Raw genomic sequence first — 22,917 nt, forward strand, 5'->3', positions numbered from 1 at the left:
ATAAAGCGCAAAATTAATGAAATATCCGCTTGCTTACTATTATTCTTACAGATAATGATTAATTTTATCCAAAATTTTTATCCACGAAATATTATTTATTTACAAGCTTATGGGCGTTATAAAAGTAGAAAACATACGAATTTTTGCTAACCACGGTTGTTTAACCGAAGAGACAAAAATAGGTAGTGATTACCGTGTAGATTTAGTAATTAAAGCCAATTTACAGAAATCGGCACTTTCGGATAACTTGGTCGATACGGTAGATTATGTCTTTTTAAACAGAATTGTAAGAGAAGAAATGAAAACACCTTCTTACCTCTTAGAAACTGTTGCTAAGCGCATATTAGTAAGAATATTAAACGAAAATAATTCTGTTAATAAAGCAACCATTAGTGTAAGCAAACTTAATCCTCCTATTGGTGGAGATGTGGAAATGGTGACGATAAAAATGACAGAGAAAAGAAAAAAGTGAAAGTAAGTAGTGTAGAATCATATTTTTTTCTACATTTGCAATCCGTTAATAACGGCGTCGTGGCCGAGTGGCTAGGCAGAGGTCTGCAAAACCTTGTACAGCGGTTCGAATCCGCTCGACGCCTCTGCAAAAACCTTCAAGTTTACTTGGAGGTTTTTTTTATGCTTAAAAGTTAAATAATAAGTTAGTATATAATTGATAATTAATCACCTAACGGATTAATTTGCTCTAATGTATCTTGTAAAATTTCCTTTTCTTTAGGAAAAAAACCTTGAACTAATAACAAGACTCCAAAGCCTAAAATAACAAGAGATACTATTTTTTTAGTTTTAAAAATAATACGCGGTGTTAACTTATTTTTTAAAGCTTTAGCGGCTAGTATTTTAAAAATATCAACTATAAAGTAAACGGCTAATATGGTAGCTAAAAAAATATGAATACCGTATTCGTTATCGGTCATAGAATTTCCAATAACTATAAAACTCAGCCAACCTAAAAGTACGCCTATATTAATAAAATTTAGTAAAAAGCCTTTCATAAAAAGCTTTCCATAATTTTTTTGAACTTCTACACTATGATATTCTCGAAGAATGGTACGGAAAGATTTTTGAGCTTTTACAAAAGATATTAATCCGTATACCACCAGTAAAACACCTCCGAATATAAAAAAATTGGGATCATCTTTAATCCGATCTAGAATCCGACTTGTACTGTAAAATGCAACCACTATAAAAAAAGCATCGGCAAGTATAACACCTAAATCGAATATAAGAGCGCTTTTAAACCCCTTTGTAGCACTTGTTTCCAGTAGTACAAAAAAAACTGGGCCAATGGTAAAGGATAACAATATTCCGAAAGGAATTGCTCTTAAAACGTCTTCTAACATATTACGCGATCTCTATCGCAAATTTAGTAAAAACTTAAGGGAATTAGTCTACTCTTAAGATTCTTCCGCCTAAAACTTTGTTTTCGTTAACTTCTTCTGGCTTACCATAGATATAAACATCTCCGCCAGCACGGATGGTTGCATCTACTGTTTTAGAAGCTTTTATATGTGCTTCTCCAGCCGCATGAATGGTAACTTTTGATGTTTCAGATTCTAATAATTGCCCATCATAAATACCACCTGTTAACACATTAATTTGTTCGTTTTTAGAAGTACCACTTGTAGTAATCTCTCCACCAGTAATAGATTTTACAACAACAAACGACGTATTTAAAGGGACATTTATTTTAGCACCTTCTTGAGCTCTTAATTCAATTTCAAATTGTTCTATAACATCTTTAGAGCTTATTGAAGAACCTTCATTTGCATCTATAATATTTATAGAGGTGTAATATACATTTACTTTCGTTTTTTCGCCATTGAAACTATTATCCAAGCTCATTCTAACCTTTAAAGTTCCATTTTTATTAACGGTTTCAACATTATTAGCGTTGTTACCCGTGATTTCAACTTTGTTAACATCAGATTTAATAAGATTAACTTGAATTAAATCGTAAACTTTTAGTTCTTTAAATTCTCCGACTGTTTTTTCTACTTTGTCTTGAGCATGTAATCCTAAAGATAAACATACCATTAATAATACTACTAACTGTTTCATTTTCAATTTATAATATAATTATACAACAATGTTAAACGACATGAAAACTTGAATGTATTTCAAATTTTCATGGTTTAATTTACCATCAATAACATATATATTATTGATGGTTTTTATATGAGACTGAATAATATTCAGCTTGACGTAAAAATTTATTTTACGCGTTGGGTTTTCCTATCAGGTTAAAATCTAAGTGCTTCTTAACTAAATCTGTATCTTTAACTTTTACAATAACCTCGTCTCCTAACTGATACATGGTTTTAGATTCGCGACCAATAAGTGCATACTGACTTTCGTCGAATTCATAATAATCGCCCTTTATATCTCGAGTTCTCACCATACCTTCGCATTTGTTATCAACAATTTCTACGTAAATACCCCAATCGGTAACCCCGGAAATAACACCTAAAAATTCTTCATCTTCGTGATCTTGCATAAAGCGAATCTGCATATACTTAATAGAATCCCGCTCGGCTTTAGTAGCTAAATATTCCATGCTACTAGAATGCTTACATTTTTCTTCGTAAATGGCTTCGTTTGCCGATTTACCGCCATCTAAATACTGCTGTAATAAGCGATGTGCCATAACATCTGGATAACGACGAATTGGCGAAGTAAAATGACTGTAATAATCGAATGCCAAACCATAATGTCCAATATTATGTGTGGTATATTCGGCTTTACTCATGGTACGAATCGCTAAAGTATCGACTAAATTTTGTTCTTTTTTACCAACAACATCACTTAATAAACCATTTAATGAGGACGAAATGGATTTACTATCCTTAAAATTTAATTTATAACCGAACTTAGCCACCACATTTTGAAGTGCTTGCAGTTTGCTTTCGTCTGGTTCGTCGTGCACACGATAAACAAATGTTTTTTCTGGTTTTTGTTTTCCAACAAATTCCGATACTTTTCTGTTTGCCAGTAACATAAATTCTTCAATTAATTTATTGGCATCTGCAGATGTTTTAAAGAACACACCTATTGGATTGCTATCTTCATCTAAATTGAATTTAACTTCAACCTTATCAAACGAAATCGCACCAGAACGCATACGTTTACTACGCATAATTTTGGCTAATTCGTCCATTTTTAAAACAGCATCGGCTACAGCCTGATCGGCTAAATAGGTTTCTCCAGTTAAAGAAACTTCTGCAGGAATGGTATTCGATTTAGTATCTATAATTGCTTGCGCTTCTTCGTAAGCAAAACGCGCATCGCTATATGTTACGGTTCTACCAAACCATTCGTTAACAACTTGTGCTTTATTATTTAGTTCGAACACGGCCGAGAACGTAAATTTTTCTTCATGCGGACGTAAAGAACACGCATTATTAGATAAAATTTCTGGAAGCATAGGCACCACACGATCTACTAAATACACAGATGTTGCTCGCTCGTAAGCTTCATCGTCTAAAATAGTACCTTCTTGCACATAATGCGACACATCGGCAATATGAATTCCGATTTCGTAATTTCCATTTTCTAAAACTTCAAAAGACAACGCATCATCAAAATCTTTCGCATCTTTCGGGTCTATGGTAAAAGTTAATACCTTACGCATATCCCGACGCTTTTTAATTTCGTCTTCCGTTATCGATGTATCAATGTTATTTGCAAACTCTTCAACCTCTGCTGGAAACTCGTATGGTAAACCGTAATCGGCTAAAATAGCGTGTATTTCGGTATTGTGTTCACCGGGTTTTCCTAAAACTTTAAGTACTTTTCCGTTAGGAGAATCGGCTTTATCTGGCCAATCTTCTAGACTTACTAACACTTTATCACCATCTTCTGCACCGTTAACTTTGTTGATTGGCACAAAAATATCTTTGTACATTTTATTGCCATCTACCACTACAAAAGCATAGTTTTTACTCAGTTGGATCACTCCAACATACTCTGTTTTAGCACGTTTAATTATACTTGTAATTTCGCCTTCTAACTTTCCGTGTTTTTTTCGTTTGTACACATAAAGTTCTACTTCATCGCCATTTAAGGCTTTATTTATATTATTTGAAGCGATATAAATATCGTCGTCAAAATCATCGCAAACTACATAACCAGCCCCTTTAGAGGTTGAATCTAAAATTCCAGTATGATATTCGGTGTTTACAACAGCTTTAAATTTGCCACGTTCTACTTCTTCAATTTCTTTATTAGCTAATAATTTTTGAAGTGTTTTTATAATTTGATTTCGGCTACTGGCATCATTAACGTCCAGTATGGCTGCTATTTGTTTGTAATTAAAGGTTTTATTACGTTCCTTTCTTAGAATATTTAAAATCGTTTTGGAGAGATTAGAAATTCCTTTTGAAGCTTTATTCTTTCGCTTTCTTGTCATAATCTACATTTGTATTGTAACAAAGCTACATTTTAAAAACTAAACCAATGTTTCTTTATTAAGAAGTTTAACTATTTCAATATAATAATTGAACTATCATTTTATTTTTCAGAACTAAATTTAATAATTATCTGATAAAAAAAAGAGGCTATCTTAAAAGTATTAATCTCTACACTAGTACACAATCTGTATAATAAAAATCTAAACGTTTTTAAATTAATTTATGGCTTTATACACATAACATTTTGTTCTAATATTAAAAGTTAAGAACTAACACGATTTAGTTTTTTAAGTTAGTAACTACAGGATAATACATTGAAATATCATATAAAAACAGGTAAACACTTCATAAATAGATATCTAAAAAACTTTATACAAAACAGAGTATAAAGTTTATTTAGAAATTAAATACATACTCAATACAATTGAAAAGTAGAAGCTCAAAATTCTTTACAAAAACAGTTATCCACATATATATATATATAAATAGTTTTCTTTTAAAATTTAAAAAAATAAATGGTGCTTATTATAGTCTGTTAATAACGGTATAACTTTTTTAAGTTTTATTTTGTTTCTATGTAGTTTACATCTTGTGGGTAGGAAGTAAACATCTTGTTAGACTATTAATGTGTTTATTTTGAAGTGTTTTTACTATGTTATTAACAATTGTTGATAACGTGAATTCAGATCAAAAGTTTAATAAAAAATTAAAAAATCGATGTTTATATGAGTTGATTTTGGTCTAAAAACTTTTCTAAAGAAAGTGAGTTAAATTTTTGGAGTGTATTACTAAATCTTTGGTTGTAAAAATAATCGATATTTAAAAGTAAAAGTTTCAAAAAGTAATCACGAGATATTAACAATTAGTTAATACTAAATCCGTTTTTATAAACAATTGTTACGTAAATGTTTAAAAATGGTATACTTAACATGAATTTCGCAATAAAAAAGGAATTGTAAAGTATTTAATTATTAGGCATTTAGGTGGTTTATTAACCATCATTTCGTACATTTACACCCTTATTATTTCTAACAGTATTACATTAAATATAACTAAAAAATAGCTTAACACATTATGAAGATTTCAATAGGAAATGATCACGCAGGTACAGATTATAAATTTGCAATCGTAAACCATTTAGAAGCAAAAGGATACGTTGTTAACAACTATGGAACCGATGCTGCCGATAGTGTTGATTACCCAGATTTTGTACATCCAGTGGCTCTAGATGTTACTAATAAAGCAGTAGATTTCGGAATTATTATTTGCGGAAGTGGTAATGGTGCTAATATGACTGCTAATAAACACCAAGAGGTACGTTCTGCATTATGTTGGACTAAAGAAATTACAGTTTTAGCCCGAGAACATAACGATGCTAACATTTTAAGTATTCCAGCACGTTATACTTCTATGCAACAAGCCATAGAAATGGTTGATGCATTTTTAAATACTAAATTCGAAGGTGGTCGTCATCAAAATCGTGTAAATAAAATTCCTGTAAGTTGCTAAATGTCTTCGCATCACGACCATAATCACAGTCATACTAATTTAAAAGGAAGAAATTTGGTAATTTCTATTCTTTTAAATGTGCTTATAACAGTAAGTCAAGCTATTGGAGGATTAGTCTCTGGTAGTTTGTCTTTATTAAGTGATGCGCTTCATAATTTTACCGACGTTATTTCATTAATAGTTAGTTATGTGGCTAACCGTTTATCTAAACAAAAAGCCAATAAAGGCCGAACATTTGGGTATAAACGTGCCGAGATTTTGGCCGCATTTATAAATGCTTCAACTTTAATAATAATTGCTGTACTGCTAATAATTGAAGCCTTTAAACGATTTAAAAATCCAGAACCTATAGAATCTAATTTAGTTATTTGGTTATCTATATTAGGCATCTTGGCAAATGGGTTTAGCGTATTACTATTAAAGAGTGATTCGCAGTCTAACTTAAATATGAGAAGTGCTTATTTACATCTGTTTACAGATATGATGGCGAGTGTTGCTGTTTTAATAGGTGGTTTATTAATGAAATTTTATCACATTTATTGGGTAGACAGTGTACTTACATTTTTAATAGGATTGTATTTAATTTGGGTTGGTGCCGATTTGTTAATAACTTCTACAAAGATGATTATGCTATTTACACCAGCACAAATCGATATAAATGAAGTTGTTGAGGATATAAATAAGTTTCCTTCAGTAAATAAATTACATCATGTACATGTTTGGAATTTAAATGATGATGAATTGCATTTAGAAGCTCATTTAGATTTTAAAGAAGATATTACGTTAACCCAGTTTAATAGTATTTTATTTAGAATTGAAACTCATTTAAGGGATAAATTTAATATTAATCACGTTAATATTCAGCCCGAATTTAATAGAGAAGATCCTAAAGAAATTATTGTTCAAGATTAAATATGCAAGTAAACAGGTCTGTATTTCGTATACTATTTATTATTATAAGTATATCATTTTTAACATCTTGTGAACATATTATAGATAATGTAACCGACGACTTAATTCCAGAGTCCGAATCTTTAATGGTGGGTTTACGAAATAATACACCTTACAATTGGAAACGTGCAGAAATACGTAATGGGAATTTTATTCAGCATTACGACAGTACTGTTAAAGGCGCATATACTGCTTATAAACCCTTTAATAGCATACACTCCGAAGCAGTTATACTAATTCAAACGGAACAGGAATCATTTCGTTTTACACCAGAATATTATGATCAATCAACAGAAGTTTTTGAAGGACGATATTATTTTGAAATTAGTTTAGATAATTTAAAAACCTTAGTTATAAAAAGAAAATCCTTTTAGGTATGTTAGATATTAGAATAAAATTTTTTAATGAATTAACTATAAATGAATTATATGCGCTTTTACAATTACGGAGTGAAGTATTTGTAGTCGAACAAAATTGTGTTTATCAAGATATTGATGGAAAAGATAATAAAGCACTGCATGTTTTAGGGTTTAAAAACAACGAGTTAGTAGCTTATACTCGAATATTTAGGTCTGGCGATTATTTTGAAAATGCCAGCATTGGTCGTGTTATTGTTAAAGCAACAGAACGTACGCATAAATATGGTTACGATATTATGAAAGCTTCAATTCACGCAGTGAATGATGAATTTAGAGAAACTACCATTAAAATTTCGGCGCAAAAACACCTAGAATCCTTTTATAATAATTTAGGATTTAATTGTATTTCTGAACCTTATTTAGAAGATGGGATTCCTCACATTGGGATGATTTTAAAACCTTAGTTGGTTAAGAATCCTCTATAAGTTGTCCCGTTACTTAAAATTTCGGTAGCGCGTTTTATTTCGAGGTTGTGAGTTTTATAGTAATCGTAAACACCTTCTCTGTAGGTATAACGCTTTACAATTTCGTCTGTTAATAAACTCGATAATTGTGCTTTGTTTTCGTCTATACCCTTTATTTTTGAGGCATCTAGATTGTTAATAAGTGTGTTGTAATCCTTCTGGATATTATCATCTAAACCTTCTTTTTTGGCACTTTCTAAAACTTTAGCAAGTGCTTTTTCTGTTTCAGTTTCAAAACTAAAAGCATGCGTTTTTAAATATTTTTTAAAGTCTGAAAAATCTGAATCTGTTAACTTAAAAGCATTGATATCTTTTAAATTTTGATGTTTGTAATAGTACGATGTCGCATAATCGAAAATATAGTCTTTATTTAATATGGCGGTTGTAATTGCAGAAGTTTTAGTAATGTCTAGAGCTTCGTCTGGTAATACACCTCCACCATCAAACACAGGTCTCCCGTTTTTTGTTTTAAATTCGTGATAATTTTCTTGAGATATTCTTACAGCCTCTCCTTTATCGTCTCTATGCCAATAATCTAAAGCCTGAATGCAACGTCCAGAAGGTGTATAATATCTAGAAATAGTAAGTTTCAATTGAGTACCGTAAGTTAGCTGTTTTGGGCGTTGTACTAATCCTTTACCAAAACTTCTAGAACCAAGAACCACAGCACGATCTAAATCTTGAAGTGTTCCAGCAACAATTTCACTCGCCGATGCACTGCGTCCGTTTATAATTACTACAACGGGAATTTCAACATCTAAAGCTTCTTTTTGAGTGTAATAGGTTTTATTAAATTTTTCGACTTTAGATTTTGTTGTAACAACCAACTGATTTTTAGGTACAAAAATATTAACCACATTTACAGCTTCATGCAATAAACCTCCTGGATTATCACGTAAGTCTAAAATAATATTTTTTGCACCTTGAGCTTTTAAATCCTTTACTGCATATGCAGTTTGCGAAGACGCTTTGGTATTAAACTGACTTAATACAATATAACCCGTGGTTTCATTAATCATTGAAAAATAAGGCACGGCATTAATTTCTAATTCAGCTCTATTTATAGTTGTTGTATAGGTTTGTCCTTGACGTACATAGGTAACCTCAACCTTAGTTCCTGCAGATCCTTTTAATAAATCACCTTTATTATCTTTAAAATTTTCTAAAGCAATATCACCAACTTTTATAATTTCGTCTCCAGCTTTTAAACCGGCCTTATCGGCAGGATAATTTTTATAAGGTTCTACGATTATCAATTTATTTTTAAGTGTCTTAACACGTGCACCAATACCTGTATAATCGCCTGTATTATTAATTCTAGCCGCTTCTACGTCTTGTTCGTTCATAAACGTTGTATACGGGTCTAAATCTTTTAGCATGCTTTTTATAGCCGTATCCATTAAATCTGCCGGATTGGTTTCGTCGACATAATTCATGTTTAATTCTTTATAAAGCGTCGTGAATATTTCTATTTGCTTTGCGATTTCAAAAAAATCGTTCTGAAATGCTGTAGTTGAAAAAAACACAGCAACCGCCATAATGGGAATAAGAATCTTCTTTTTAAGTAATGTTTTCATGTGTTAAACGGCTTTTAAACCACTATTATAAGTACTAAAAGGATTATAAATGTTCAGCTTGAGATTTTGTAAATTTTTCAAAAAGGATGTTAACTTTTTTGTCAACAAAATCGTAAGTTGGTATGTCTTTACCAGAATATATTATCATAAACGCATATTGCGACGAGATAGTACCTAAATATTCATTTTTGTTTAAACGGTAGGCTTCTCGTAACAGGCGTTTTATACGGTTTCTGTCTACAGCTAATTTAAAATTTCGTTTGCTTACAGAAACGCCTGTTTTAACTGAAACACTATCTTCGAAATTGGTTTTTAAATATACTAAGCGCAACGGATATGCAGACACTGATTTCCCTTCTGTAAAGAGTTTTTCTATAATAATTTTACTCTTAAGTTTTTCGACTTTCCCGTAAGTTTGCTTCATAAATTAAATATCAGCACTGTTTAAAATGGTTACACCTTGTTGCTTTAAATCTAAAAGTATGTTGTTGTAAACGTCTTCAGAAATAAACCGTGTAGCATCTGTAATATAAAACGTATTAAAACCGAGGCTTTGTGCATCTTTTGCGGTAAAATACACACAATAGTCTGCAGCTAAACCACAAACATACACATCGGTAATATTCATGCTTTTTAAATAAGACTCTAAACCGGTATGTTGCGAGTTGTTATTGTCGAAAAATGCACTGTAACTATCAACATTTTTATGCATCCCTTTTCTAAAAATAGCAGCAACAGCAGCTGTATTTAAATCTGAAGAGAATGCTGCACCAATTGTACCTTGCACACAATGGTTAGGCCATAATACTTGGTCTTGACCATCTAATTGAATTACATCGAACACATTTTTGTTATCGTGATTACTGGCAAAACTAGCATGATTTTCGGGATGCCAATCCTGAGACGCGACAACTAAATCAAATTTAGATTGTAAGTTATTAACTAGAGGTATAATTTCATCGCCATTTGACACAGCTAGAGTTCCACCAGGTAAAAAATCGTTTTGTATATCGACAAGAATAAGTGCTTTCATTAGGCCTCTAATTTATCTTTTTTTAATTGATCTCTTAGTTGTTCTAATTCCGGACTTAAACCTACTTTATAAACATGCGGATTCGCAAAACGTTTGTGTTCTACTGGTAATTTTGAAAGATTTTCTTCTGCAATTTTTATTAATTCTGAAAGCGGTTTTTTAGTTCGTACACGTTTTCCGTCTATCATAACATCATGTAATAATGGTCTAACCGAAGTAAATTCTAGTGGCATTCGTTTATGTGTTTCAAACGGGTGAGCCATAGATTTTGGAGCGTCTAAATGATCTAAAGTAATGGCATCTGCAATAAATAGCCCATCTTCATTCATGTAACGATAGACTTGTTTTTTTCCTGGAAAATTCATCTTTTTTAAATTTTCAGAAATCTTAATTCGAGGCGTATTATTAAAACTACACAGTTTATAAACACCATCTAGTGCACCATTTTGTTTTCCAACTACTAAATTTGTTCCAACACCATAGATGTCAATTTGAGCATGTTGCTCTTTTAAACTTCTAATAACATGTTCGTCTAATTGATTAGATGCTGCTATTTTTACATAATCTAAACCTGCATCATCTAATTGCTTTCTTGCCGCTTTAGATAGGTATGCTAAATCTCCGCTGTCTAGGCGAATTCCTAATAATTTTTCACCACGAGCTTCCATTTCTTTGGCTACAATTATAGCATTAGGCACTCCTCGTTTTAAAGTATCGTAAGTATCTACTAAAAGGACGCAGCTTACTGGTCTAGTCTCGGCAAAATCTCTAAAGGCTGTAAGTTCGTCGTCGTAACTTTGTATATAGGCATGTGCCATAGTTCCAGAAACAGGGATATCGAATAATTTTCCTGCAAGTACATTCGATGTATAATCGAATCCACCAATATAAGCAGAACGCGACGCCTGAAGTCCTGCGAAGCCTTGTGCTCGTCTTAAACCAAATTCGGCTAGACTTTTATCTTTACCAGCAATAAATCGAATTCTACTGGCTTTAGTGGCAATTAACGATTGGAAGTTTAAACTATTTAGAATAAATGTTTCAATAATCTGACATTCAATAATAGAGCCTGTAACCGTTAAAATTGGACTAAAAGGAAATATAACTTCACCTTCGTCCATACTTTGAATATGACCGGTGAATTTGAATGTTTTTAAATAATTTATATAGTCTGAATCGAAATCTTGAGCTTCTAAATAGGCGATATCATCATCAGAAAAAGCGATATTTTCTAACCAATCTAATACTTCTTCTAAACCACAGAATAAAACGTAACCACCATCGAAAGGTGTTTTTCTAAAAAAGTAATCGAAGGTCGCTGCGACTTCGTGTTTACCTTTTAAAAAATACGCTTGCCCCATGGCAAGTTGATATAAATCGGTATATAAAGCAGAATTTAAATTCATGTTGAGATAATTTTATATAAAAATAACGCATGTTTTTTACAAAAGTAAGCACATGCGTTATTAATTATTGAAAACTGAGTTTTATTATTTAGAATAGACGTTATTACTTTTGTCTATATCTGCCATTAATTCTTTAGGATCTATCGTAATATTTTTTATATCACTTTTAGATTTATTAATGGTAAAGGTATAAGTTGGATACGCCCAAGCCCAGTCTTTTACTTGAGTTCTAGTTGTTGTTGCAGGTTTTTCTCCACGCATCATTGTTAATGGAATATAGAATTGTTCTTTAGTTCCGTTAGCGTACGTAACTTCAATATCTAATGGCATTGGCATTAATCCAATACGTTGTAAAGTGACATTCGTTGTGCTTCCAGATTCGTCTACAGATGCAATACCATAATCGATTGTATTTGTAGTTTGTGTCCAATCTGTTAAATACCAATCTAATTCTAAACCAGATACTTTTTCTGCAGAACGTATAACATCAATTGGTCTTGGATGTTTAAAAGAAAAATCTGTAAAGTACTTTTTAAGTGTTTTCTCTAAATTATCTTGTCCAATAACATAACCTAATTGTGCTAAAAACACTTCTCCTTTATTATAGGCTGCAATGCTGTAAGCCATATTACAATCGTAACGATCTGAATGTGTAGATTGAGGTTGTTCTTTACCCGAATTTACTAAGTAATAATAACCACGATATGCACCTTCTGAAGGATTTTCTTTATTTTCTTTCATGATAACATTCATGGCTTGATCGCTAATATAGCTTGTAAAACCTTCGTCCATCCACTCGTGTTTAGACTCGTTTGAAGCTAATAAAAACTGAAACCAAGTATGTGCTAACTCATGAGCGGTTACACCTACTAAACTTCCAAATTTACGTTCTCCAGTAATAAGTGTACACATGGCATACTCCATACCGCCATCTCCACCTTGAATAACAGAATATTGTTTGTATGGGTACTTCCCTATTTCTTTGCTAAAAAACTCCATTAACTCTACGGTTTTAGGTTGTAGATTTTTCCAGTTTTCTTTTATTTCAGGATTGTTTTTATAGAAAAAATGTAATAATGGTCCTTCAGGAACTTGCATGGTATCGTGAATATATTCAGGATCAGCTGCCCACGTAAAATCGTGAACATTAGGTGCAATAAAATGCCAAGATAACTTATCGCCTTCTGGAGTTTTTACGCTTCCAGTTTCGTAACCATGACCAATCTCGTTTGGATTTTGAAGATATCCAGTACCTCCAATAGTATAATTTTTATCGATGTTAATGGTTACATCGAAATCTCCCCAAACACCGTGAAATTCTCTTCCAATATAAGGATCTGCATGCCATCCTTCAAAATCGTATTCAGCTAATTTAGGGTACCATTGCGTCATTGATAATGCCACACCTTCTTTACTATTTCTACCAGAACGACGGATTTGAAGCGGAATTTGTGCATCGTAATCCATATCGAAAGTTACTTTTTCTCCTGGTTGTATAGGGTTTTTTAATTTCACTTCTAAAATAGTTCCTTCAGTTTGGTAAGTAATAGGATTACCATTCTGTTTAAGTGAATTTATTTTTATGTATCCTGTTTCATTAGGTTTTAAAGTAGATATTCTACTCTTTCCATTTTCCATCATCCTACCATCTGGATCTTCAATACTTTGTAAACGGGCATCCATTTCGCTTCCTGGTTGAAATGCATTAAGGAATAAATGATAATATACACTTGTTAACACGTCTGGTGAATTGTTAGTGTACACTAATTTCTGAACACCTTTATATTGATAGGTTTCTACATCCATATCAATTGTCATTGTATAATCTACATGCTGTTGCCAATAAGTTGGATCTGTATTAGATTTTGAATTACTACTTAGTACAGCATCAGACGATTTACAAGATGTAAAAACTAAAAGAAGCAGAAGTAGTGCTTTAAAAATATGTTTCATATTGAAAAGTATTTAAATAAAAAACCTCATCAAGTTTTAGTTGATGAGGTTTTTTAAAAATGAATGTTTTTATTTTAATTTCGAAGCCATAATTAATGCATTATACGCATTAACCATTTTACCTGACTTAGATAAAGTGTCGAAAGGTTGCTCGTTGTTCGCATCTCCACCAACAATAACTTTAATTTTAATAGGTAAACCAGAATCTAAAATTACTTGCTTTACTTGTGCAGCAGATAATTTTGGAAATTGAGAACGTATTAAAGCAGCAACACCAGCTACAGCAGGAGATGCCATAGATGTTCCGCCCATAGTTTTATATTTATCGCTACCAGGTACTGTAGAATAAATTTGTGCTCCAGGAGCAAATACATCTACATTTATTTTACCATAGTTAGAGAATCCAGCAACCATTTCAGGTCCGTATTTAGGAGCTAAAGCACCTACTGAAATGAAAGTATCGCTAATTTCTGGGCCATTATTAATGTTATCTGTTGGATAATGATGATCGTTTTTATCTAAATCGATGCCTTCGTTTCCTGCAGCCATAACTAATACAACGTCGTTTTTAGCAGCGTATGCAATAGCATCTCTTACCCAGTCACTATGTGGTGAGTAGTACTTACCAAAACTTCCGTTAATAACTTTTGCTCCATTATCTACAGCGTAACGGATACCTAAAGCTACATCTTTATCGTATTCATCTCCATTAGAAACAACTCTTAAAGACATAATTTCTACATTGTTTGCTACACCGTTAGCACCTAAACCATTGTTGCGTTCTGCAGCAATAATTCCTGTAACGTGTGTACCATGGCTTTCAGAATCTACAGTTGGTAATACATTTGCATTTCCGTAACCTGTATCGGTTAAATCGTTAATGTCATCACCTGTAGTTCTTCCTTTAAAGTCTTTGTTAAGGTTATAGTTTAAACGGTCTGAAATACTTTTAACTCCGTTTTGTAAATCTTCTTTAGCAGCATTTACATCATCAAAACCAAGTCCTAAAATGTATTTAGCAATAGCAGTTGCTGTTGTTAACGCTTCATCGTCTCCGGTTACAATACCTTCAACATCAGCTAAATTATAATCTGTTTTATTAAGTTTAGCAGATATAATATCATCTGCACCTTTTAATTGTTGTAATAACTGATCGTATTGCGTTTTGTAGTTTGTATACTTTCCGAATTCTTCTTCGTATTCTTTTTCGGCTCTAGCATAATCTGGGTTAGAGGTATCTCCACTAGCTAATAAACGAACAAATTCTAATTGCTCTTCGTAAGCATCTCCTAAAAAGTTCCACCCATGAATATCATCTACATATCCGTTTTTATCATCATCAATTCCATTTCCAGGAATTTCTTTTTCATTAGTCCAAATTACACCGTCTAAATCTTCGTGTTCTATATCTATACCCGAATCAATAACAGCAACAATTACTTTTGTTCCTTTATTATCTTTAATAATTTCAGTATAAGCTTTTTCTACACTCATACCAGGAATGGTATCTGAAATTAGGTCTAAATGACCCCAAGTTTGTTTTTGAGTTTCGTTTAAATCAGAAACTTTTAAAGGCGCAGTATCTATATTTTCTATAGGGGTAGAAATTATTTTTGCACCACCTCCACAACTTGTTAAAAGCGTTGCAGTTAAAGCAGTAAATAAAATAGGTTTAATAAAATTCATGTGTTACTATTATGTTAATTAAAAATATCATTACAGGTATAAGTATCTTTTAATCTTACACCTTTTTCGGTATGTTGTACGGTGATTATTTCGTTGTGAGCATCGTGCTCCAAAAATAGGTAATAATTATTATCGGCGGCTGTATTTAAAAACTTTTCTTTCTCATCTAGTGTTATCAAGGGCCTTGTATCGTATCCTACCACATATGGTAATGGAATGTGGCCTGCCGTAGGTAATAAATCTGCCATAAATACTATGGTTTTATCCTTGTATTTAAGTTGCGGAATCATTTGTTTATCGGTGTGCCCGTCTACAAATAAAATATCGAAACCTAGCTCACTGTTTTCTAGAATGTCGGTTTTAGGAAGTCCAGTAAATTTTAATTGACCGCTTTCTTCCATTGGTATAATATTCTCTTTTAAAAACGATGCTTTTTCTCTTCTATTAGGCTGTGTGGCCCATAGCCAATGGTCTTTATTACTCCAAAAATGTGCATTTTTAAATGCAGGTTCGTAACCTGTTCTATCTTTATTCCATTGAATACTTCCGCCTGTGTGATCGAAATGCAAGTGCGTTAAAAACACATCGGTAATATCGTCGCGATGAAAACCATATTTTTTTAAAGAAGCATCTATGGAATGGTTTCCCCACAATGAATAATATCCAAAAAATTTATCAGACTGTTTATCGCCCATTCCAGTATCTATTAAAATAAGCCTATTACCATCCTCAATTAAGAGTGAACGCGCCGCAATATCGATTAAATTATTAGCATCTGCTGGATTTGTTTTTTGCCAAATGGTTTTAGGTACAACGCCAAACATAGCACCTCCATCAAGCTTAAAATTTCCAGTTTCAATTGGATATAAATTCATGATTTTAAAATTTTACAACGTAAAGTTAAAAAGAGTGAACCTATTTTATAGAAATCTTAATTTTTATTGGGTCTTTTTTAACATAAAAGAACTTACTAGCACCTGATATAAGCCAAAACTTTTATATATTCAACCATTGAAAAAATGATGCATGTTAGAATTAGCTGGGATAATTATATTAGGAATATTAGCACAATGGGTGGCTTGGAAATTTAAAATTCCAGCCATTTTACCTTTAATACTTATTGGGTTATTGGTAGGACCAATAGCAGCCGAATTTTTATCTGAGGATGGTTCGAAATGGATAGAACCCATTTGGAACGGAAGAGAAGGTTTATTTCCAGGCGAAAGTTTATTTTATTTCGTCTCGCTTGCCATTAGTATTATTTTATTTGAAGGGGGATTAACTCTTAAATTAAGCGAAATTAAAAACGTCGCTCCTTCAATTACGAAACTAATTACTCTAGGGTCTGCTGTAACCTTTTTTGGAGCTGCAATTGCTGCACATTATACGTTTTATTTAAGTTGGGAAATTTCTTTTCTTTTTTCCGGTTTAATAATCGTTACAGGTCCAACTGTTATTACTCCTATTTTAAGAAATATTCCGCTTCCAAAAGATGTCTCTGCTGTGTTAAAATGGGAAGGTATTTTAATTGATCCCATTGGAGCGTTAATTGCCGTATTGGTGTTCGAGTTTATTAGTGTAGATGCAGGTGGCGAATTTACCAAACGTGCGTTTATAGAGTTTGGTAAAATTGTGTTATTTGGTTTTACCTTCGGGTTTACTTTTGCTCATGCATTAAACACAATTATTAATAGAAATTGGATCCCTCATTATTTATTAAATGTATTTGCTTTAGCTTCGGTTTTAGGTGTGTTTGTATTGTCTGATTCTTTTGCTCACGAGTCTGGACTTTTAGCCGTTGTGGTTATGGGAATGGTGCTTGGAAATTCTAAATCGCCATATTTAAAAGAATTACTGTATTTTAAAGAATCGCTTAGTGTATTATTAATTTCAATCTTGTTTATTTTACTAGCCGCCAATATTAATATGAGCGATTTATTGCTTATTTATAATTGGAATACAGCTGTGTTATTTGCAATAGTTGTTTTTGTTATTCGACCAATTGCTGTGTTTCTAAGCACTTATAAATCGTCTTTAAAATTGAATGAAAAACTATTTATTAGTTGGGTAGGCCCTCGTGGTATTGTTGCTGCAGGTATTGCTTCTTTATTTGGTTTAAAATTAGCTAAAAGTGGTGTTCCAGATGCCGAATATATTACACCTTTAGTGTTTATGATTGTATTAGGAACCGTACTATTAAATGCTACTACAGCGCGTTTATTTGCAAAATTTGTTGGTGTATTCTTGAAGAAATCTGAAGGTATATTAATTGTTGGGGCTTCAAAATTATCACGTTTAATTGGTCATTATTTAGAAGAAAATGGTCGACATGTCGTTTTAATTGATAGTAACTTAGTCAATATTAAAAAGAGTGAAGAACTAGGCTTAGAAGCTATTAATACAAATATTTATTCTGATACTTTAATGGATAATATAGAACTGAATGATGTGGGATATTTAATGGCATTAACAGCAAGTGCAGATATTAATAAATATGCTATTGAAAAGTTTGGAAGTCAGTTTGGAGAAAATGGATCTTTTAGATTATTAACTGCCGATGAAATGAGTAACGCAGATCTTATTCCAAGAGAAGGTTTATTTGCTCAGAGCGATGATTTTAATTCTTTAAGTGAAGTGGCACGTAAATATCCTTCGGTTAACGAAATAGAAATACACGATAATAAACAGTTAATGGACTTGTTGAAAATTAGCGATGCCGATGAAGATATTATTCCTATTTTCATTAAAAATAACAAAGGCGTTCTAGATATTATATCGGCAACAAATAAAGATAAACACAATATCGTACCAGGAAACAAACTGGTATATATTGGTAAACCCTTCGATGTTAAAAAGGTGTAACTATTTTTTATTCTAGACACTTCTGGCTTTAATTATATTTTAAAGGATATAACCTTACCTAATATGAATTTCAGAAAAGGTTTTATCTACAATTAATTCCATGTTGTGTGTGGTACAGTTTAAAGATTCTAAATCTATTTCAACATTGTCTACTTCAATCTTAGAAATTTCGAAAGGTAGTCCTATAAATTTCAATTTAAAGCTTATATAAGGCGTTTTAAATGTACCCGTAGTATGTTGTTGAATAATTAATTCATTCGTCTTACCAGTAAGGTTAAATTTACTTAAACTATAACGTCCTTTGGTATAATCGTAACCATCGTGAGCATCATCATATAGTAACGATTCTTCTTTCCCTAATTTGTATCTAACTTCTAATGTAATTTCGTCGAAATCTTTTTCGTCAACATATTGTTGTATGGGATATTTAGGAATTATACTTCCTTCTTTTATAAAAATGGGCATACGGTCTAAATCGGCATCCACCCAAATTTCTTTTCCTCCAATAATATAATCTTGAGTCCAATAGTTATACCAGTTTCCACGAGGGATATACATGCGTCTTCCTCTAGAATTTGGTTCTAATATAGGGCAGACCAAAATATGATTTCCGTAAATAAACTCATCTGTTCTATAATGTGTTTGTATATCATCTTGATCATAAAGTACCAACGATTTTAACACTGGTACGCCATCGTTTAAATATTGCCAAAATGCAGTGTATAAATAGGGTAGGAGTTGGTAGCGTAGTTCTATAAAACTTTTAACTATGCCGGTAACTTCGTCTCCAAACATCCATGGTTCTTGGTCGCCGTGATCACCAGAAGAATGTGTTCTACAAAACGGATGAAATACGCCCAGCTGAATCCAACGTGTAAATAATTCACCATTAGGCTGTTCTGCGAAACCACCAATATCACTCCCCACAAACGAATATCCAGAAAGGGACATACGTTGTGCCTGTACATTTGCAATCCATAAATGTTCCCAACTAGCTACATTATCTCCTGTCCAAGTAGATGAGTAACGTTGTGTACCTGCATAAGCAGCTCTTGTAATTACAAACGGACGCTTAGGGTAGGCAAATTTCTTTAAGCCTTGATATGTAGCCCTAGCCATTTGCATTCCGTAAATATTGTGAGCTTTTCTATGGCTACAAGGATTTCCATCATAATCGTGACGTACATCGTCTGGGAATGTTTTGCCGGGTACTTCCATAACAGCAGGCTCATTCATATCGTTCCAAACGCCTTTTACTCCAATATCTTCAACAAGTTCTTTAAACAAATCGGCCCACCAAGATCTTACGTTTTTATTTGTGAAATCTGGAAAATAACAAGCTCCAGGCCAGACTTTTCCTTTCATATACGGACCATCGGCACGTTTACAGAAATAATCTTTTTCTAAAGCTTCATTAAAAATATCGTATTCTGGATCTATTTTAATTCCTGGATCAATAATAACTATTGTTTTAAACCCGTCGTCTGCTAATTCTTTAACCATTCGTTTAGGGTCTGGGAAATAGTCTTTATTCCATGTAAAACAGCGAAAGCCTTCCATATAATCGATATCTAAATAAATAGCATCGCATGGAATACTTAACGCTCTAAATTTTGAAGTTATTTCTTTAACTTTAGATTCTGGATAATAACTCCATTTACATTGATGATACCCTAGAGACCACATGGCAGGAAGCTGATGAGGTTTACCTGTTAAATCGGTGAATTTAGACACCACATCGTTCATGTTTGGACCATAAATGAAGTAGTAATTCATTTCTCCACCCAATGCCCAGTAACTAGTTACATTTTTGCGTTCTTGAGCAAAATCGAAATGAGATTTAAAAGTATTGTCAAAAAACATTCCATAAGACTTACCGTGATGTAGGCCCGTGTAAAATGGAATTGCTTTATATAGTGGATCTGTATATTTTCCATAAGCAAATGAATCTGACACCCAATTTTCGAAACGTTTACCTTTTAAATTTAAATGGTCGGCTTTATCTCCTAAACCGTAGTAACTCTCGCCATCGTGCGAAACTTTACTCATTTTTACAACGTTACCACCAAATTCGTAGCTTTCGTCCCAATGAAAACCAATCTCGTCTTGTGAAATTAAAGTGTTGTCTAAGGCATCGAACAGCTTTATTTTCATATTGCTTTTAAAAATTCTACAAATCACTTTAGAAGTAGTAACAATATATAACTCTTTAGTTTCTTTAATGTCTAAATAGTTATAACCTGTTTTTGCAAATTTGGAAATGGCATAAGAAAAATCATTTTCGAAATTAAATGATGTGGCGTATCTAAAACGTAAAATACTATCGCGAACAATAGTGAGTTGTAAACAAACCCCATTTTCAGTTTTAAAATGAAGCGTATCAATATTTTTTTCATAAGATACGATATGATTAGGATATTGGTTTCCTTTCCTTTCTAATTCTGTATTTGTAATCATTGCCTTTTTAATTGGGAGTCACTATAAACGTAATAATTTTTCAGGTTTTATAACCTATTTTTTTTGAACTTTAAGTCGGCGTTTTTAAATTATTTTTTTTCTGAAGCTGTATAATTAAAAACGCGTCACTCTAAAAATACATTAAGAGTGACGCGTTTGGTAAAATTAATTACTGATAATTAATACATTTTTATAACGTTAATTCTAGAATAAAGCGAAGTCTTCTATTTGTATTTAAAAACACTTATGGCTAGAGGAGGAACAGTTATAGAAAACATATAAGGTTTATTATTCCAAGTTTTCTTTTTGGCTTTTATGGCTTTGGTATTTACAACACCACTACCTCCATATTCTGCGCTGTCGCTATTAAATATTTCGACTAAGGTTCCTTTTCTAGGGACACCTATATCGTAGTTTTTATGACTGTTAGGGGTGAAATTACATACCACAATAAGATCATTTTCTTCGTCATGACCTTTTCGGATATAAGACATCACCGCATTCTGATGGTCGTCGTAGCTAATCCATTCAAAGCCGGCTTGAGCAAATCCTTTTTCATACAAGGCTGGCGTGTTTTGATATAATGTGTTTAATGTTTTAACATACGATTTTGTTTTAATATGTGGTTCGAATTCTAATAGATTCCAATCTAAACTCGTCTGAAAATCCCATTCGTTATACTGTCCAAATTCAGCACCCATAAAGAGTAGTTTTGTTCCGGGATGCGTATACATATATCCCAACATCAATCTTAAATTGGCGAAGCGTTGCCACTCGTCTCCAGGCATTCTACCGAGTACCGAGTTTTTACCGTAAACCACTTCGTCATGTGAAATAGGAAGCATAAAATGCTCGGAAAAGGCATAGGCTAAACTAAATGTAATTTCGTTTTGGTGATAACTTCTGTAAATAGGATCTTTCTTAAAATAATCTAAGGTATCGTGCATCCAACCCATCATCCATTTCATTCCAAAACCTAATCCGCCATGCTCAACTTTGTTGGTTACGCCAGTGTAGGCCGTAGATTCTTCGGCTATGGTTTGAATACCATTAAACATAGAATATACAGCTTCGTTACATTCCTTTAAAAACGAAACGGCTGCTAAGTTTTCATTTCCACCGTAAATATTTGGTTCCCATTCGCCTTCTTCTCTAGAATAATCTAAATAAATCATAGAAGCCACAGCATCGACACGTAATGCATCTATATGGTAATTTTGAAGCCAATACACTGCATTACTTATTAGAAAAGATCGTACTTCTGGACGCTCGTAATTAAAAATTAAGCTTTTCCAATCTTGGTGATAGCCTTTTCTAACATCTGGATGTTCGTATAAATGCGAGCCATCAAAATTTCCTAGACCATGTGCATCCGAAGGAAAGTGGGAGGGAACCCAGTCTAGAATTACGCCTATATCTGCATCGTGAAATGCATCTATTAAACCCATAAATTCCTGTGGTGTTCCAAACCTAGACGTTGGTGCAAAGTAACCTGTAATTTGATATCCCCACGATGGATCGTAAGGAAACTCCATAATAGGCATAAATTCTACGTGAGTAAAATTCATATCTTTTACATAAGCGACTAAAGTTTTTGAAAGTTCTGAATACGTTAAAAAACGATCTTCTTCAACGTTTTTCATCCATGATCCTAGATGTACTTCGTAAACGGCATATGGTCTATCTAAACCATTTTTTTCGTTACGGTAAGACATCCACCCTTTATCTTTCCATTTGTAGTTCGCAGTTTCCCAAACAATAGATGCTGTTTTAGGGGGCTGCTCGCAACGTATAGCATAAGGATCGGCTTTCTCTGTTTTGATGTCGTGATTATTGCTGATAATAGCATATTTATATAATGTGCCTTTACCAACATTAGGGATAAAACCTTCCCAAATTCCGCTAGAATCCCAACGCACATAAAGTGGATGTTCTTCTGCGTTCCAAAAGTTAAAATCGCCAATTACCGAAACAGACTTAGCGCTAGGAGCCCAAACAGCAAAGTAAGTGCCTTTTTCACCTTCATAGGTAACGATATGCGATCCAAATTTTTCGAATAAATTGTAATGTTTTCCTGATTTGAATAGGTTTATATCAAAATCAGTAAATAAGCTATACGCTTTAACTTTTGTCATGATAGTATGTTGTAAATCACTTCAAAATAGTTTGAAGTAAA

The 22,917-nt window shown here is 32.7% G+C and carries 18 protein-coding genes and 1 tRNA gene; 7 read left to right on the plus strand and 12 right to left on the minus strand.

Annotated elements, in window-relative coordinates; translation table 11 throughout:
* Positions 1-109 precede the first annotated feature (109 nt).
* Together folB and BN863_RS17745 are read left to right on the plus strand one after the other, a co-directional pair.
* A complete protein-coding gene (gene folB / locus BN863_RS17740) occupies positions 110-472 on the plus strand; it encodes a dihydroneopterin aldolase (RefSeq protein WP_038532879.1) in 363 nt (120 codons plus the stop codon).
* A 53-nt stretch (positions 473-525) separates the two neighbouring features.
* Positions 526-596: transfer RNA gene (locus BN863_RS17745), tRNA-Cys, on the plus strand.
* 78 nt (positions 597-674) lie between these two features.
* Here the strand turns inward: BN863_RS17745 and BN863_RS17750 are convergent.
* The 3 genes from BN863_RS17750 to rnr form a co-directional block, all read right to left on the minus strand.
* Positions 675-1,358: a LysE family translocator gene (locus tag BN863_RS17750; protein WP_038532881.1), complete on the minus strand. Its 684-nt coding sequence runs from the start codon at positions 1,356-1,358 to the stop codon at positions 675-677.
* 43 nt (positions 1,359-1,401) lie between these two features.
* A complete protein-coding gene (locus BN863_RS17755) occupies positions 1,402-2,076 on the minus strand; it encodes a head GIN domain-containing protein (protein WP_038532882.1) in 675 nt (224 codons plus the stop codon).
* A gap of 157 nt (positions 2,077-2,233) precedes the next feature.
* A complete protein-coding gene (rnr, locus tag BN863_RS17760) occupies positions 2,234-4,423 on the minus strand; it encodes a ribonuclease R (RefSeq protein WP_038532884.1) in 2,190 nt (729 codons plus the stop codon).
* A 1,075-nt stretch (positions 4,424-5,498) separates the two neighbouring features.
* On the opposite strand from rnr, the gene BN863_RS17765 reads away from it, so the two are divergent.
* From BN863_RS17765 to BN863_RS17780, 4 genes are read left to right on the plus strand one after another with little or no spacing between them, the layout of a single operon-like run.
* Entirely contained in the window at positions 5,499-5,933 is a 435-nt protein-coding gene (locus tag BN863_RS17765) for an RpiB/LacA/LacB family sugar-phosphate isomerase (protein ID WP_038532886.1), read from the plus strand.
* The gene (locus tag BN863_RS17770; RefSeq protein WP_038532888.1) at positions 5,934-6,845 is read left to right on the plus strand and encodes a cation diffusion facilitator family transporter; all 912 of its coding nucleotides are present in this window, start codon (positions 5,934-5,936) and stop codon (positions 6,843-6,845) included.
* A 2-nt stretch (positions 6,846-6,847) separates the two neighbouring features.
* Positions 6,848-7,258 (plus strand): hypothetical protein, encoded by a 411-nt coding sequence (locus tag BN863_RS17775; RefSeq protein WP_038532890.1) that lies wholly within the window; start codon positions 6,848-6,850, stop codon positions 7,256-7,258.
* A 2-nt stretch (positions 7,259-7,260) separates the two neighbouring features.
* Positions 7,261-7,707, plus strand: a complete 447-nt coding sequence (locus BN863_RS17780; protein WP_038532892.1) for a GNAT family N-acetyltransferase — start codon at positions 7,261-7,263, stop codon at positions 7,705-7,707.
* On the opposite strand, the gene BN863_RS17785 is transcribed toward BN863_RS17780, so the two are convergent.
* The 7 genes from BN863_RS17785 to BN863_RS17815 form a co-directional block, all read right to left on the minus strand.
* On the minus strand, positions 7,704-9,344 hold the full coding sequence (locus tag BN863_RS17785) for a S41 family peptidase (RefSeq protein ID WP_038532894.1): 1,641 nt from the start codon (positions 9,342-9,344) through the stop codon (positions 7,704-7,706). The genes BN863_RS17780 and BN863_RS17785 overlap by 4 nt on opposite strands.
* Positions 9,345-9,387: 43 nt before the next feature.
* Positions 9,388-9,768: a ribonuclease P protein component gene (gene rnpA, locus BN863_RS17790; protein ID WP_038532896.1), complete on the minus strand. Its 381-nt coding sequence runs from the start codon at positions 9,766-9,768 to the stop codon at positions 9,388-9,390.
* A 3-nt stretch (positions 9,769-9,771) separates the two neighbouring features.
* Entirely contained in the window at positions 9,772-10,377 is a 606-nt protein-coding gene (gene pncA / locus BN863_RS17795) for a bifunctional nicotinamidase/pyrazinamidase (RefSeq protein ID WP_038532898.1), read from the minus strand.
* Positions 10,377-11,783, minus strand: a complete 1,407-nt coding sequence (locus BN863_RS17800; RefSeq protein ID WP_038532902.1) for a nicotinate phosphoribosyltransferase — start codon at positions 11,781-11,783, stop codon at positions 10,377-10,379. The genes pncA and BN863_RS17800 overlap by 1 nt, the downstream gene beginning before the upstream one ends.
* Positions 11,784-11,867: 84 nt before the next feature.
* Positions 11,868-13,736: a M1 family metallopeptidase gene (locus tag BN863_RS17805; protein ID WP_038532904.1), complete on the minus strand. Its 1,869-nt coding sequence runs from the start codon at positions 13,734-13,736 to the stop codon at positions 11,868-11,870.
* Positions 13,737-13,805: 69 nt separating this feature from the next.
* Positions 13,806-15,422 (minus strand): S8 family peptidase, encoded by a 1,617-nt coding sequence (locus tag BN863_RS17810; RefSeq protein WP_038532906.1) that lies wholly within the window; start codon positions 15,420-15,422, stop codon positions 13,806-13,808.
* Positions 15,423-15,436: 14 nt separating this feature from the next.
* A complete protein-coding gene (locus BN863_RS17815) occupies positions 15,437-16,297 on the minus strand; it encodes an MBL fold metallo-hydrolase (protein WP_038532907.1) in 861 nt (286 codons plus the stop codon).
* A 151-nt stretch (positions 16,298-16,448) separates the two neighbouring features.
* Here BN863_RS17815 and BN863_RS17820 point away from each other — a divergent pair, with 151 nt between their 5' ends.
* Entirely contained in the window at positions 16,449-18,284 is a 1,836-nt protein-coding gene (locus tag BN863_RS17820) for a cation:proton antiporter (protein WP_038532910.1), read from the plus strand.
* A 54-nt stretch (positions 18,285-18,338) separates the two neighbouring features.
* Here the strand turns inward: BN863_RS17820 and BN863_RS17825 are convergent, their stop codons facing one another.
* Positions 18,339-20,741 carry a glycoside hydrolase family 31 protein gene (locus BN863_RS17825; RefSeq protein WP_038532912.1) on the minus strand — a complete coding sequence of 801 codons (2,403 nt, stop codon included), beginning with the start codon at positions 20,739-20,741 and terminating at the stop codon, positions 18,339-18,341.
* Positions 20,742-20,965: 224 nt separating this feature from the next.
* A complete protein-coding gene (gene glgB, locus BN863_RS17830; protein ID WP_038532915.1) occupies positions 20,966-22,876 on the minus strand; it encodes a 1,4-alpha-glucan branching protein GlgB in 1,911 nt (636 codons plus the stop codon).
* Positions 22,877-22,917 lie beyond the last annotated feature (41 nt).

Origin of the sequence: Formosa agariphila KMM 3901 (genome assembly GCF_000723205.1) — a bacterium.
GTDB lineage: Bacteria > Bacteroidota > Bacteroidia > Flavobacteriales > Flavobacteriaceae > Formosa > Formosa agariphila.

Bases quoted from the DNA above. Each gene is read 5' to 3' on its own strand.
- BN863_RS17820 (WP_038532910.1), top strand. From the start codon at position 16,449: ATGTTAGAATTAGCTGGGATAATTATATTAGGAATATTAGCACAATGG.
- BN863_RS17750 (WP_038532881.1), bottom strand. From the start codon at position 1,358: ATGTTAGAAGACGTTTTAAGAGCAATTCCTTTCGGAATATTGTTATCC.
- rnpA (WP_038532896.1), bottom strand. From the start codon at position 9,768: ATGAAGCAAACTTACGGGAAAGTCGAAAAACTTAAGAGTAAAATTATT.
- BN863_RS17800 (WP_038532902.1), bottom strand. From the start codon at position 11,783: ATGAATTTAAATTCTGCTTTATATACCGATTTATATCAACTTGCCATG.
- BN863_RS17785 (WP_038532894.1), bottom strand. From the start codon at position 9,344: ATGAAAACATTACTTAAAAAGAAGATTCTTATTCCCATTATGGCGGTT.
- BN863_RS17770 (WP_038532888.1), top strand. From the start codon at position 5,934: ATGTCTTCGCATCACGACCATAATCACAGTCATACTAATTTAAAAGGA.
- BN863_RS17765 (WP_038532886.1), top strand. From the start codon at position 5,499: ATGAAGATTTCAATAGGAAATGATCACGCAGGTACAGATTATAAATTT.
- BN863_RS17825 (WP_038532912.1), bottom strand. From the start codon at position 20,741: ATGATTACAAATACAGAATTAGAAAGGAAAGGAAACCAATATCCTAAT.
- rnr (WP_038532884.1), bottom strand. From the start codon at position 4,423: ATGACAAGAAAGCGAAAGAATAAAGCTTCAAAAGGAATTTCTAATCTC.
- pncA (WP_038532898.1), bottom strand. From the start codon at position 10,377: ATGAAAGCACTTATTCTTGTCGATATACAAAACGATTTTTTACCTGGT.
- BN863_RS17755 (WP_038532882.1), bottom strand. From the start codon at position 2,076: ATGAAACAGTTAGTAGTATTATTAATGGTATGTTTATCTTTAGGATTA.
- folB (WP_038532879.1), top strand. From the start codon at position 110: ATGGGCGTTATAAAAGTAGAAAACATACGAATTTTTGCTAACCACGGT.
- BN863_RS17780 (WP_038532892.1), top strand. From the start codon at position 7,261: ATGTTAGATATTAGAATAAAATTTTTTAATGAATTAACTATAAATGAA.
- glgB (WP_038532915.1), bottom strand. From the start codon at position 22,876: ATGACAAAAGTTAAAGCGTATAGCTTATTTACTGATTTTGATATAAAC.
- BN863_RS17805 (WP_038532904.1), bottom strand. From the start codon at position 13,736: ATGAAACATATTTTTAAAGCACTACTTCTGCTTCTTTTAGTTTTTACA.
- BN863_RS17815 (WP_038532907.1), bottom strand. From the start codon at position 16,297: ATGAATTTATATCCAATTGAAACTGGAAATTTTAAGCTTGATGGAGGT.
- BN863_RS17810 (WP_038532906.1), bottom strand. From the start codon at position 15,422: ATGAATTTTATTAAACCTATTTTATTTACTGCTTTAACTGCAACGCTT.
- BN863_RS17775 (WP_038532890.1), top strand. From the start codon at position 6,848: ATGCAAGTAAACAGGTCTGTATTTCGTATACTATTTATTATTATAAGT.